The sequence below is a fragment of the Flavobacterium sp. MMLR14_040 genome (assembly GCF_033657265.1).
Lineage (GTDB): Bacteria > Bacteroidota > Bacteroidia > Flavobacteriales > Flavobacteriaceae > Flavobacterium.
The window spans coordinates 1-14,406 of sequence record NZ_JAWVWO010000028.1 but is presented as its reverse complement, the minus strand read 5'-3'; the positions used below and the strand labels follow the sequence as shown (position 1 = coordinate 14,406).

Annotated in this window: 12 protein-coding genes; 7 read left to right on the top strand and 5 right to left on the bottom strand. The window is 32.1% G+C overall.

What is annotated here, in order from left to right; genetic code table 11:
• Window positions 1-328: 328 nt before the first annotated feature.
• From SD960_RS22115 to SD960_RS22100, 4 genes are all read left to right on the top strand, one after another.
• The gene (locus tag SD960_RS22115; protein ID WP_318806023.1) at window positions 329-3,769 is read left to right on the top strand and encodes a methylmalonyl-CoA mutase family protein; all 3,441 of its coding nucleotides are present in this window, start codon (window positions 329-331) and stop codon (window positions 3,767-3,769) included.
• Between the two features lie 223 nt (window positions 3,770-3,992).
• A complete protein-coding gene (locus SD960_RS22110) occupies window positions 3,993-4,547 on the top strand; it encodes a hypothetical protein (RefSeq protein ID WP_318806022.1) in 555 nt (184 codons plus the stop codon).
• 3 nt (window positions 4,548-4,550) lie between these two features.
• The gene (locus SD960_RS22105) at window positions 4,551-4,703 is read left to right on the top strand and encodes a hypothetical protein (protein ID WP_318806021.1); all 153 of its coding nucleotides are present in this window, start codon (window positions 4,551-4,553) and stop codon (window positions 4,701-4,703) included.
• A gap of 524 nt (window positions 4,704-5,227) precedes the next feature.
• Complete coding sequence (locus SD960_RS22100) at window positions 5,228-6,802, top strand: T9SS type A sorting domain-containing protein (protein WP_318806020.1); 1,575 nt, start codon at window positions 5,228-5,230, stop codon at window positions 6,800-6,802.
• A gap of 71 nt (window positions 6,803-6,873) precedes the next feature.
• Here the strand turns inward: SD960_RS22100 and SD960_RS22095 are convergent, their stop codons facing one another.
• From SD960_RS22095 to SD960_RS22080, 4 genes are all read right to left on the bottom strand, one after another.
• On the bottom strand, window positions 6,874-7,266 hold the full coding sequence (locus tag SD960_RS22095; protein ID WP_318806019.1) for a secretion protein: 393 nt from the start codon (window positions 7,264-7,266) through the stop codon (window positions 6,874-6,876).
• Window positions 7,267-7,624: 358 nt separating this feature from the next.
• Entirely contained in the window at window positions 7,625-8,029 is a 405-nt protein-coding gene (locus tag SD960_RS22090) for a T9SS type A sorting domain-containing protein (protein ID WP_318806018.1), read from the bottom strand.
• 456 nt (window positions 8,030-8,485) lie between these two features.
• Window positions 8,486-8,881, bottom strand: coding sequence for a T9SS type A sorting domain-containing protein (locus SD960_RS22085; RefSeq protein WP_318806017.1), 396 nt, complete (start codon window positions 8,879-8,881; stop codon window positions 8,486-8,488).
• Window positions 8,882-9,319: 438 nt separating this feature from the next.
• Complete coding sequence (locus SD960_RS22080) at window positions 9,320-9,718, bottom strand: T9SS type A sorting domain-containing protein (RefSeq protein WP_318806016.1); 399 nt, start codon at window positions 9,716-9,718, stop codon at window positions 9,320-9,322.
• Window positions 9,719-10,169: 451 nt separating this feature from the next.
• Here SD960_RS22080 and SD960_RS22075 point away from each other — a divergent pair, with 451 nt between their 5' ends.
• From SD960_RS22075 to SD960_RS22065, 3 genes are all read left to right on the top strand, one after another.
• The gene (locus tag SD960_RS22075; protein WP_318806015.1) at window positions 10,170-11,042 is read left to right on the top strand and encodes an AraC family transcriptional regulator; all 873 of its coding nucleotides are present in this window, start codon (window positions 10,170-10,172) and stop codon (window positions 11,040-11,042) included.
• Between the two features lie 370 nt (window positions 11,043-11,412).
• Complete coding sequence (locus tag SD960_RS22070; protein WP_318806014.1) at window positions 11,413-12,282, top strand: alpha/beta hydrolase family protein; 870 nt, start codon at window positions 11,413-11,415, stop codon at window positions 12,280-12,282.
• Between the two features lie 89 nt (window positions 12,283-12,371).
• Window positions 12,372-12,893: a hypothetical protein gene (locus tag SD960_RS22065; RefSeq protein ID WP_318806013.1), complete on the top strand. Its 522-nt coding sequence runs from the start codon at window positions 12,372-12,374 to the stop codon at window positions 12,891-12,893.
• Window positions 12,894-12,963: 70 nt separating this feature from the next.
• Here the strand turns inward: SD960_RS22065 and SD960_RS22060 are convergent, their stop codons facing one another.
• Entirely contained in the window at window positions 12,964-13,932 is a 969-nt protein-coding gene (locus SD960_RS22060; RefSeq protein ID WP_318806064.1) for a TerC family protein, read from the bottom strand.
• Window positions 13,933-14,406: the final 474 nt, after the last annotated feature.

Genomic DNA, 14,406 nt, shown 5'->3' with positions numbered 1-14,406 from the left:
AATTTTTACGTTATTACTTGACGGTAAAAGTTTTGGGTAAAAATTTGGGGCTTTTCTACATTGCTAAATTACTTCAGTGATCTGGTAAACAGGTTCTTGTATTAAATTTAAATCTTTCAAGATTGCCATGTTATTAACATTTTTATAAGACTTATATAAGATAAATACGATAGATATGGAAATTGTTACCCTTTGTGCATAAATGTTTAGCGTGGAATGTGAAAAGAAAAAGGAAGACTGGATTTTTTTTATTAACATAAAGCTTCAACTATAAACAAATATTAAAATATTTTGTAAATTGCTCCCTTAAAATTATCATATTCATAAAATGGAACAACAAATACCATATATTCCTAAAAATAAAGTAAGAATTGTTACTGCTGCATCTCTTTTTGACGGACATGATGCTGCGATTAATATCATGCGACGCATTATTCAGTCAACCGGAGTTGAGGTAATACATTTAGGTCACGACCGAAGTGTAGAAGAAGTGGTAAATACCGCGATTCAGGAAGATGCAAATGCTATTGCCATGACATCCTACCAGGGCGGGCACAATGAATACTTTAAATATATGTATGACTTGCTTCATGAAAAAGGAGCGGGACACATCAAGATTTTTGGCGGTGGAGGCGGAGTAATCCTTCCAAGCGAAATTTCTGAATTACATGAATATGGAATTACAAGAATTTATTCTCCAGATGATGGCCGTTCTTTAGGGCTTCAGGGAATGATCAATGATTTGGTTGAACGTTCTGATTTTCCGATAGGAGATAAATTAAATGGAGAAATCGATCATATAGAAAATAAAACGCCAACGGCAATTGCACGATTAATCTCTGCAGCAGAGAATTTTCCTGAAATTGCAAAACCGGTTTTTGATCAGATTCACGAAAACAATGCCGATTCTAAAATTCCTGTTTTGGGAATTACGGGAACGGGCGGAGCCGGAAAATCATCTTTGGTTGACGAGTTGGTTCGTCGCTTTTTAATTGATTTCCCTGAAAAAACAATCGGATTAGTTTCTGTCGATCCTTCGAAAAGAAAAACCGGAGGCGCACTTTTGGGAGACAGAATCCGTATGAATGCCATAAATAACCCACGAGTTTATATGCGTTCGCTGGCGACACGTCAGTCGAATTTGGCTTTGTCTAAATATGTAGCCGAAGCCATTCAGGTTTTAAAAGCCGCAAAATACGATTTGATTATTTTGGAAACCTCCGGAATTGGACAATCTGATACTGAGATTATGGATCATTCCGATGTATCCTTATATGTAATGACACCAGAATTTGGAGCCGCAACACAATTGGAGAAAATCGACATGCTTGATTTTGCGGATTTAGTGGCTTTAAATAAATTCGATAAAAGAGGCGCATTGGATGCGATTCGTGACGTTAAGAAACAATATCAGAGAAACCATAATTTATGGGATAAAAATCCGGACGAAATGCCGGTTTTCGGAACCATAGCTTCTCAGTTTAACGATCCGGGAATGAATACGCTTTACAAAGCGATTATGGATAAAATTGTCGAAAAAACAGATTCTGAATTAAAATCGACTTTTGAAATTACGCGCGAAATGAGCGAGAAAATCTTCGTGATTCCGCCACACAGAACGCGCTATTTATCTGAAATTGCAGAAAACAATAGAAGTTATGATGAAAGCGCCCTTTCGCAGCAAAAAGTAGCACAGAAATTATACGGAATCTTTAAAACGATAGAATCTGTTTCCGGAAAAATTCCACAAATCAATAAAGCCGGAATTGACGACAGTAGTGTCATCCTGAGCGGAGTCGAAGGACTAGACGAAAACAGAATCTTCCTTAACCTTTTACTAAACCAATTTGATAAAGTAAAAATGGATTTAGATCCTTACAATTGGGAAATTATTCTGAATTGGGAGGAGAAAGTAAACAAATACAAAAATCCGGTTTACTCGTTTAAGGTTCGTGACAAAGAAATTAAAATCGCGACACATACCGAAAGTTTATCGCACATTCAGATTCCGAAAATTGCTTTGCCTAAATACGAAGCCTGGGGCGATATTTTACGTTGGAATTTACAGGAAAATGTTCCCGGAGAATTTCCGTTTGCTTCAGGATTATATCCGTTTAAACGTGAAGGCGAAGATCCGTCGAGAATGTTTGCCGGCGAGGGCGGACCGGAAAGAACCAACAAACGTTTTCATTATGTGAGCGCAGGATTGCCGGCAAAACGACTTTCGACTGCTTTTGACAGTGTAACTTTATATGGAAACGATCCGGATATTCGTCCTGATATTTACGGGAAAATTGGAAATGCCGGAGTTTCAATCTGTTGTTTGGATGATGCTAAAAAACTGTATTCAGGTTTTGATTTGGTTCATGCGTTAACCTCTGTAAGCATGACCATAAACGGACCAGCGCCAATGTTGTTAGGTTTCTTTATGAATGCCGCAATCGATCAGCAATGTGAGTATTATATAAAGGAGAACGAATTAGAAAAAGAAGTTGAAGCAAAAATCAACAAAATATATAAAGAAAGCGGATTAGAGCGCCCTAAATACCAAGGCGATTTACCACAAGGAAACAATGGTTTAGGCTTAATGCTTTTGGGTGTTACGGGAGATCAGGTTTTGCCTTTGGAAGTTTACAATGAAATAAAAGCCAAAACATTATCGCAAGTTCGTGGAACGGTTCAGGCCGATATTTTAAAAGAAGATCAGGCACAAAATACATGTATTTTCTCAACTGAATTTGCTTTAAGATTAATGGGCGACGTTCAGGAATATTTTATTACTAAAAACGTTCGTAATTTTTATTCGGTTTCAATTTCAGGATATCATATTGCTGAGGCGGGAGCAAACCCAATTACACAATTGGCATTCACGCTTTCTAATGGTTTCACTTACGTGGAATATTACTTAAGCCGCGGAATGAGCATCAACGATTTTGGGCCTAATTTATCGTTCTTCTTCTCAAATGGAGTTGATCCTGAATATTCGGTTATTGGTCGTGTGGCACGTAAGATTTGGGCGAAAGCCATGAAAAACAAATACGGAGCCAACGAAAGAGCACAAATGCTGAAATATCATATTCAAACTTCCGGACGTTCGTTACACGCACAGGAAATTGATTTTAACGATATCAGAACTACTTTGCAGGCTTTGTATGCGATTTACGACAACTGTAATTCATTGCATACGAACGCTTACGATGAAGCAATTACAACACCAACAGAAGAATCTGTTCGTAGAGCAATGGCAATTCAGTTGATTATTAATAAAGAATTAGGTTTGGCGAAAAACGAAAACCCAATTCAGGGGTCGTTTATTATCGAAGAATTAACAGATTTGGTAGAAGCAGCCGTTTTACAGGAATTTGACAGAATCACAGAACGTGGCGGAGTTTTGGGTGCAATGGAAACCATGTACCAACGTTCTAAAATTCAGGAAGAAAGTTTGTATTATGAAACCTTAAAACACAACGGCGATTTCCCAATTGTGGGTGTAAACACGTTTTTGAGCTCAAAAGGTTCTCCAACGGTAATTCCGGCAGAAGTAATTCGCGCCACCGAAGAAGAAAAACAATACCAAATTACGATGCTGGATAATTTACACCAGTTTCACGAAGCAAAAGTAAACGAGCATCTAAACAAGCTACAGGAAGCCGCCATTAAAAACGAAAACTTATTCGACCATTTAATGGAAGCTACAAAGGTTTGTTCGCTGGGTCAGATTACTTCGGCTTTGTTTGAAGTTGGCGGGCAGTATAGAAGGAATATGTAAATTTTACTGTTTTATATTTATGGAAAGACCTCTCAGGATATGGGAGGTTTTTTTGTTTTTTTTGAAACTATTTTTAATTAAATAAATCGATAGGATTATTTAACAAGAATTTTAAATTGTATTTGATGTTATTTATTGGTATGTTTGATGGATTGTTAAGTTTGTTGATTACGATTTTGTGTGGTCATTTTTTTCTTTTATAATTAGATAAAAATACAATTTGATGGAAGATAAAGAAGAAAATACTGAGGAAGTAATTGATCACCAAGGATGGATTGATTATCGTAATTCTGTTATTGAAAACAAAACTAAAAGTCAAGATGATTTTGAGAAGTACATAAATCTTATGGCTTCTGGTGGACTTGTACTTTCTTTAACTTTTTTGGAAAAGATAGTATCATTGGATAAAGCAATTTGGAAATCATTAGTTGTAATTGGAATGTATCTAATGGTTTTAACTTTACTTTCTAATCTGTACTCACATTATAAATCAATGTTAGATTCTGATGCTACAATAAAAGATATAGATGATAATAATTATGAGAAGATTTTTAAGAATATCGAAAAAAGAAATCAAAAAATTAATTTCCTAAATAAAGTTTCAATTTGGTCATTAATAATTGGAATTCTCTGTTTAATAACATTTGTAACTATTAATATATATAATATGAGCGATAAACAAAAAATAACCCCACGTCCGAAGCCTGCTACAGAAGAGAAAGGAAGAACAATTACTCCTCCTTCTTCGAGACCATCAAATCCACCACCAAAAAAATAAATTATGGATAAAAAGATTAATAAGATTTTAGATTCACTTAATTCTATTAACAAAACAAATATTGGGGATAAAGTAACAGCGGGAAGAGTAGTTCCTGTACCTTCAAATACATTAAAACCAATAGTTATAGGTAAGCCTAAAAAAGAAGAAAAATAGATTTAAAAGAAGTAAAAAGAAGCCGTCTCGGTTAGACTGCTTCTTTTTTAAAGGCTGAAAAAAAGTGATATTTTATTATATCTTTTGTGTAATACTTTCTAGTCTTCATCCCGGCTCGAAGTGTTCATTTATAAGATTTGATGATCGCTATGTGAAGTCTCCCGACTTCGTACCCGCTCCAATAATCTACAAAGAGAATCAAAAAATATAATTGTCACGGAATATAGAAACTTGTACGAAGTCAGGAGACTTCGCACAGCAAATGCGAATAGTTAATTTAGGGAGTTTTCCATTTACTACAATTCACCACTAAGCGCCTTGATAGAGCGAGCATCCAGCTCGGGAACCTAATATCTATAAATAGAAAAACAAATGCATTTAGTTGATTTTTTATCAATTAAATGCTTTTTTATTTATAGACTTCTTTCTTTTGTAATTGTAGAAAGTATATATTTACTCTTTAGTTTAACAAAAAAACTACATTACTTTTTTATATAAATAGAAACAAAAAGAAACAGGCGCTAATGAAAACAAAACTACTTTTATTTCTTTTGATTTTGACCGTTATTAAAATCAATGCCCAGCAGGAAATCTATAGCTTTGGCAATTATCCAAGTGATTTTGTCAAATTCAGGGATAATTTTTTATTTCAGGGATATAAAGAAGATTCCGGCCGTGAAATATGGCAAAGTGACGGGACGACTCAAAATACAAAGTTGTTAAAGGATATCAATCCTTTAGCGGACAGCGACTTTTTACCTTCATTAAAAGGTTCAGCCATTTTAAATAATGAGCTGTATTTCATCATTAACGATGATGCTTATACCGGTGTAGAAATATGGAAAACGGATGGAACCGAAGCAGGAACCGTAAAAGTATCCAATTTTATTAAAGGAAAAATTTCTAAGCTTACAGCTGTGGGCAATTACTTGTTTTTCTTAGCGAAAATTGATGATACCTTTCAGGTTTGGAAAACAGACGGAACAGCGAACGGAATGGTGCTTATCAAAGAGATTTTAAATCAATGGAATCCTGCGACATTTCAAGGCAAGTGTAATAATACTTTTATATTTACAATTCAGCCAGCTTCAACGAATGATTCGAGAGTTTGGCGAAGCGACGGAACAGCTGATGGTACTTTTCCAATAACGCCGCAAATAGATGGAAACGGATCTGATCCTGGAGGAACAACAGGTTTAACACAATATATCGAGCACAATAATAAGCTGTATTTTGTTAGCAGGTATTTTTTATATGAAACTGATGGAACTCTGGAGAATACAAAACCGGTTGCCACTTTAACAACTGCACAAAATACTTTAGTAGATTATTCTGATGTTACCTCATTAAATGATGATTTGTATTTTATGTTTTTTTCAATATCGGTGAATCAACTGACCGTTTGGAAATTTGATACAACTATTAAAAAAGAGTCCCTGCTATACATCAACAATAGCCAGTATTATTTTTCTCCTTCTAATTTTGAAAAAACACCTAATGCTTTGCTTTTTACTACTTCAAACCCAACAGGAGGCACATCATTAGTGTCGCTGGAGATTACCAATAATAAACTCTCATATTTAAAAGAATTATCTAATGGGTTAATAGCGCCGACTATGTTTATTAAAAATTATGATTATTCTCCAATTTCTAAAATTAGCGATGGTAAATATTTTATTTCATCGGTAGAAAATAATTATATGAAAAAAGGATGGATTGCAGATCTTACGTTAAATACCACTGAAAATAAGAGTATTTTAGATAATGTCGTGAATACTATTTCTTATAAGGATGAATTATATTATGCAAAGGATAACAAATTGTACAAGTATGCGAATAATCTGGATATTCCATCAAAAGGCAGTAAAAAAACTTTAGTGGTTTATCCTAATCCTTCATCTGATTTTGTGCAAATAAATACACCTGATAGCGATAGAATTGAAAATGTTACTATATATGATATAAACGGAAAATTAGTTTTCAATACAATTGATCTCAATAATGGTAAAATCGATATTTCTAAATTAACTAAAGGAAACTATTTTATGCAGATTAAAATCAATGGCACCTTCATCGAAAAGAAAATTATAAAGGAATAAAACGATAGAATATTAAGTAAATAAAAAAGCATCAGCCGTGGCTGATGCTTTACGTTTGAGGCAAACAACGATTAACGACGAAATGCAGGACTTTCGTTTACTGATTCATCTAGCACAACTGTTTTTACCTTTTTTGTTGAAACTGTAATCTTGTGTTTTACTACTTTACCATTTTCGTTCAATTGTAAATAGTAAGTTCCGGCTGGATAAGCCTCTAAACTTAAAGTTTTTGAAACCTCTAAATTGTCTTCATCTGCAGCTGGAACTCCTGCATACAACAAAGTATTGTTTTCGCTTAAAATTGAAAAATTTGCTTTTTCAACGGTATTTAAGGTAAAGCTCACTACTTTTCCATTTCCGGTTTTTATATACAAGATATAATCCCCTTTTCCGTCAATTGCATAAGTAAAGATAGTTGTTAAAAATACGGCAACAACTAAGCCCATTTTGGTAAATTTTGTCATGTTTTTTTAAATTAATTATTAATCGTGGATGTGTAAAACTAACAAATACAATTTGAATTTTATGCAAAAAAATCTATTTTTTAAAGACATAAGTTGCTGAATTAAAACTCTTTCTGTACTTTGTTTGAACTATGTACGTATTTGTTGGGGTTCTGGATGTTTTGCTTTAAACTTTTTTTGATACCGCTTATACGGCTTGTATTCATTTATTAAGAATAATTTTTCAAAAAGAAATCGAGTTGTTTTTTTTAATAAAATTTGGGCATAAAAAAACAGCTCAATATCCACAATGAGCTGTTTTTTAAAACAATATCTTCAAATTAACTTCACAATTTTATACTATAATAGTATAACTTTTTTAGCGTGTGGCCACGCTGGTATTTTTGGCAGAAAAACCTGCTTTATAAACTGATGAAACTGCTTTTGATGATAAAACATAAGTTCCGTCATTAATTGTAATTTCATGTCTTACTTTTTTTACATTGTCTTCAACTTCTAAGAAGTAAGTTCCCTCCGGAAATTCTTCTAAGCTAAAAGTTCTCAAAATCCCATCTTTACCAGAAGCGGTTTCAGAATAAATAAGGGTACCGTCTGCATCATAAATTGCTAATTTTGCTTTTTGTACTTTGTTAAGAGCAAACGTAATTAGCTTTCCATTTCCTTTTAATACATGAAGATTAAAATCCTCATTTCCATCAATTGCATAAGTACTCATTCCTGTAAAAAGTACTGCACATACTAAACTTAATTTTAAATTTTTCATAACATTAGTTTTTTAGTTTATTAGCTTTAATTCTCTGATACTAAATTACTTATGTAGTTCTTTTTTTCTCACAACTCTATTAGCTAATTTCGATGCTATATTCTCATTTACGAAACCGTTATAGGTTAAAATTTGAATTATATTTATCATTTATGTTAATATAGTTAATTTTTTATAACATTTTGTTTAAAATTTAAATAGTCTGTGTTTTGGTATTTCTTACAAAATAGATTTCAATAAATTATAAAAAATTTAAACCGCAAAGAGCGCAAAGGTTTACGCAAGGTTTGCAAAGTTTAATTATTAAAACCTTGTGCCTTTGTGTCTTCGGGGCAAAATAAAAAGCATAAAAAAACAGGTCAATAACCACAAAGACCTGTTTTAAAACAATCACGTTTTTTACTTTACTAACTATCTAACCTCATTTTTATACTGTATGTAGAGTATAAAAGTTTTTTAGCGTACTGCTACGCTAGTATTTTTATTTGATGATTTGTATACTGTAGAAATTGCTTTTGAAGATAAAGTAGTAATTGAATTGTTTACCACAATTTCGTATCTCACTTTTTTTGCATTGTCTTCAACTTCAAGGAAATAAACTCCATCAGGAAAATCCTCTAAACTGAAAGTTCTTAAGATTCCTTCTTTACCGGAAGCAGTTTCAGAATAGAACTGATTTCCGTCCTGATCATAAATTGCCAGGCTTGCTTTTTGAACCTGATTCAGACCAAACGATATTAATTTTCCATTTTTTAACACATGAAGGTTAAAATCGGCATTTCCATCAATTGCGTAAGTACTCATTCCTGAAAGAAGTACTGCACATACTAAACTTAATTTTAAATTTTTCATCGTATTAGTTTTTTTAAATTAATAGTTCTAATTCTATGATGTAAAATTACTTTAGTATTACAGATTTTATCACAACTCTATTTGCTGATTTCGATGCTATATTCTCATTTACGAAGCCGTTATAGGTTAAAATTTGAATTATATTTATCGTTTTTGTTAATATGGTTATTATTTTTTAATGTTTTGTTTAAATCATGGGAATGTAAATTTATTGTGATTTCTTACAAAAATGTATTTGAGATTTTATCGCAAAGAATGCAAAGATTTACGCAAAGCTTAATAATTAAACTTTGTGTCTTAGTGCGTTTGTGGCAAAAAAAAGTATAAAACAAAAAAAAACAGCTCAATAACCACAAAGAGCTGTTTCAAAACAAAAAATTGTTTTTTACTTTACTAACTATCTAACCTCATTTTTATACTGTAAAAGTATAAACTCTTTTAGCGTACTGCTACGCTTGTATTTTTATCTGATGACTTGTAAACTGCAGAAATTGCTTTTGGAGATAAAGTCGTAACATTATCATTTACAGTAATTTCATATCTTACTTTTTTCGCATTGTCTTGAATTTCTAAGAAATAAGTTCCGTTAGGAAAATCTTGCAGACTGAAAGTTCTTAAAATTCCATCTTTACCTGAAGCATTTTCAGAATAGAATAAAGTGCCTTCATTATCGTATATAGCTAAACTAGCTTTTTGAGTCTGGTTTAAACCAAAAGTTATTACTTTTCCGTTTTTCAATACATGAAGGTTAAAATCTTCATTTCCATCAATTGCATAAGTACTCATTCCTGAAAAAAGCACTGCGCATACTAAACTTAATTTTATAATCTTTTTCATGATTGTCTTTCTTTTAAATTATTAGTTCATTTCTGTGATGTAAAATTACTTCAGTTATCTGTTTTTTATCACAACTCTATTTTCCAATTTATGTGCTATATTCTCATTTACGAAACCGTTATAGGTTAAAATTTGAATTATTTTAGGTGTTTTAGTTAATTCAGTTATTATTTTTCAATGTTTTAAAAAAATTAACATTTTTACTAAACATGTAAAATTCTTACAATAATGGTATATGTTTATAAAAAGACAGAATTAAATACGATATATTAAAAAAAAAGTCAATAAAAATACGAGTCATGGAAAAAACGACTAAAAGTTGATAATTTCAAGTTTTGTAACTAGATCATTTTTGTGCAATATTCTCAGTTACGAAACCGTTATAGGTTAAAATATGAATTATTGTAGGCGTTTTTGTTAAATTTGCTATTATTTTTTAAAGACTTTTATCATGAAGACCATCGCCCCAGCTCTCGAAGTGATATCCAACTCATACGGAAGTTCTTTTACGTATACCAAACATGCTGAAAAGACGAACGTTAAGTCTCATTTGTGGCATTATCACCCCGAAATTGAATTGGTTTATATTAATGGTGGCGCAGGAAAGAGACAAATAGGAAGCCATGTTTCTTATTATACAAATGGTAGTTTGATTCTCATAGGTTCTAATTTACCTCATTGTGGTTTTACCAATGAACAAACAGGAAATGTAAATGAAACCGTGATTCATATTAAACCTGATTTTTTGGGTAGTGGATTTTTTGCTGCACCGGAAATGAAAAAGGTTCAAAATATTCTGACCCAGTCTAAAGGTGGAATCGCTTTTGGTGGAGAAACCAAAAAGAGAATAGGTAAAAAAATTGAGATGATGGATGATCAGCTTCCGTTTGAACGTTTGCTGACACTTTTGAATATTTTAGATGAATTAGATTCATCAGAAGAATATACAATATTAAATGCTGATGGTTTTGCTATGGAATTAAACACGCAAGACAGTGATCGAATCAATGTGGTTTTTAATTATGTAAAAGATCATTTTCAGGAATCTATTGCTATAGATGAGGTTTCTAGTTTGGTAAGTATGACAACGCCTTCATTTTGCAGATATTTTAAAAAAATATCTAACAAAACATTCACGGAGTTTGTTAATGAATATCGTTTGGTTCACGCTTCAAAACTTTTGGCCGAAAAACCAATCACTATCAACGAAGTATGTTACGAAAGCGGGTTCAACAATTTTAGTCATTTTAGTAAATCGTTTAAACAATATACTGGTAAAAGCGCTTCGCAATACCGTAACGAACATAAGATTATTATTAAATAGTTTTTGCCACAGATTCGTCTAAAGTTTAATGCCACAGATTAAAAGATTTTAAAGATTTTTTAATATGTGGTTTTTTTTCTGCCACAAATTTCACGAATTTTTACTAATTGTATAATGTGAATTTAAACATTTAAATTTCTCTTGTTTGTTTTTCGAGCATATTTTAAAAAGATTTAGTAGATGATTATCAATTCAAATCTGCTCGATCTGCAAAATCCGCGTGAAATAAAATCTTTTAATCCTTTAATCTGTGGCAAAAAAAAACAGACTAAAGTTTAAATTCTAATCTTCTAAAAACCGGTCGGATTTTTCATATATTTTATTTGGAAAAAGGTATATTTACAATCCCTAATCAGAAAAAAATATCAATATGAAAAACTTTAAATTCCTTGTATTTGCTGTATTCCTATGCATTTCTTCTATGAGTTATGCTGCAAAAGTAGATACATTGCAAATTGCCAGTACAGCAATGAGTAAAACCTATAAAGCTGCTGTTGTATTGCCAAATTCTTATAGTAAAAGTAAAACTGCTTTTCCGGTAATGTATTTATTACATGGTGCTTACGGTCATTTTAGTGATTGGTTAAAAAATACTCCAAACAAAAAATTGGTTCAAAGCTTATCAGATCAATACAACATAATTATTGTAATGCCCGAAGGAGAAACTTTTAGTTTTTACTTAGACAGCCCGGTAAATAAAGGGAGTCAGTTTGAAACTTTTATTACACAAGAAGTGATTCAGAAAGTCGATAAAACATACAGAACAATTAGCAATAGAAACGGAAGAGTTATAACCGGACTTTCGATGGGCGGGCACGGTGCTTTGTATTTATCTGCTAAACATCCCGATTTATTTTGCGCTGCCGGAAGTATGAGCGGGGCTGTAGATATGAGTGTAATGTTAAACAGAGATTCATCTGCGCAAGTCGTGAAATTAATGCAGCCCGTTTTTGGAGACAAAAGTGATAGCTCTGAAATGTATGCACAATATGCGGTTATCAATATGCTCGACAAAATAAAAGCAAACAAATTACCTTTAATAATAGATTGCGGGGTAGATGATTTTTTAATAGAACCCAATAAAGAGTTACACCGAAGATTAGTATATAATAAGGTAGAACATGATTACACAGAAAGACCGGGTGCTCATACTTGGGATTACTGGGAAAATTCATTGCCATATCATGTATTATTTTTTAATAAAATTCTACTTAAGAATCAGTTGGTTGCGAAAAAATAAGGAAATTTTTAACAAAGAATGATGTAAATATTTTTTTTGGTTTGATTTTTGAAATACCTTTATGTATATAACCATAAAAAATAAAAATTATGAAAAAGATATTTATACTATTCGCAGTTGTTGGATTAGTTGCATTTTCGAGCTGTGAAGGACCGGAAGGGCCACAGGGACCAGAAGGACCTGTAGGGCCAGTTGCTGAAGTTTTTGAGTTAAATAATGTAAGTTTTAGTTATAGTGCTACTGATGGATATAATATATATCAAAAGTTAAATCCTGTAATTTTTAATTCTGATGTTCTTTTGATTTATAGATTAACTGGAACTATTGATGCGAATACACCGATTTGGCAACAAATTCCGAGAACAGTTTATACATCAAGAGGAGATTTTGATTATGACTTTGATTTTAGTAGAGAAGATTTTAGTATTTATGCTGGAGGAAATTATGATTTAGCTTTAACTCCTGAATATATAAATAATCAAACCTTTAGAATTGTGATTGTACCAGGTGATTTTTCAAATAAATCAACTGTTAAACCAGATTATTCAGATTATTATGCAGTAATCAAAAAGTATAACATTGATGACAGTAAAGTGAAACAATTAAATTAATTGTTTTAATTAAATAATAAAAAAAGGAAATCGAAAGATTTCCTTTTTTTATGAATATATATCTCGAAAATTATTCCTGATCCAAATCTGTCAATTCTTTTTCTTCTCCAAATTTAAGAGAAACCAAGATTCCAACTAAAAGAGAAAGGGCAATGAATCCTAAAGAAGCCCATTCCGGAACGTGAATCCAATCGTGAAGTAACATTTTTAATCCAACGAAACTTAGAATTGCGATTAAGCTGTATTCTAAATAACTGAATTTTGCCAGCATATTAGCAAGGAAAAAGTACATAGAACGCAAACCAAGAATAGCAAAAATATTAGAACTAAATACTAAAAACGGATCTGAGGTAATCGCCAGAATCGCCGGAACACTGTCTACGGCAAAAAGCACATCCATTACTTCAATTACGATTAAAGCAACGAAGAGTGGAGTGGCAGCTTTTTTTCCTTTTTCGGTTAAAATAAAAAATCTTTCCTTATCAAATTCAGAAGTAATCGGGATTACTTTTCCTAAGGCTTTGTATATGAAAGAATCTTTTGGATGAAAGTCTTCATCTTCGCCGGAAAACAACATTTTTATTGCTGTAAATAATAAGAAAGCACCAAATAAATAAGTTGTCCACGTAAATTTATTGATCAGCATAACTCCGAAGAAAATCATTAATCCACGGAAAACTACGGCACCAATAATTCCCCAGAATAAAACGCGGTGCTGGTATTTTTGTGGTATTTTGAAAGAAGCGAAAATAATAGCAATAACAAAAATATTATCGACACTTAAAGAAAGCTCAATTAAATAACCTGTGATAAACTTCATAGAAGCAACTGCAGGTTTCAATCCATCAGGGTTTGCAATATAATCTGTAGTATAAAGCCAGTAAATTACTCCGGAAAATAAAAATGAAAGTGTAACCCAAATCAGGGTCCATTTGCTTGCTTCTTTGGTGCTAATAATATGAGGGTTTTTATTAAAAACTCCTAAGTCTAAAGCAAGAATAAGTACAACGCCTACTAAAAATAAAATCCAAACCATTATAAGATAATTTTTAAATGATTTACAAAGATAAGTTTTGATGTTTAACTTAAAAATTAATTATTAGAAAATAACTTTCATTTTTAGTTAAGATTTTGGTGTTTGTTAGTGAAACCCGACAGGTTTTTAAAACCTGTCGGGTTTGATTGCGCGTATCGACCTTTTTCGAAAGTTTGTCAACGCATTTTTGTTATCCCGAGGAACGAGGGATCTCCAGGAGAAACTCCGCAATCAAAATCTTCAATCTTTGTCGAGCTACTTGCGAAGATCCCTCGTTCCTCGGGATGACAACTGGACGGATTCAGATCATTAAGATTATAAAAAAATGAAATGAGAAATCATCCGAAAATATTCTTATGAAAATGAATGCCCTAGGTACTATCTTAATTACCTAATTAATTTTAATATTTTTTATCTTTGTTTTAACAGAGAGGAAACTTACTGTGATCATTCACTGGATGTTTACCTTGTACAGCC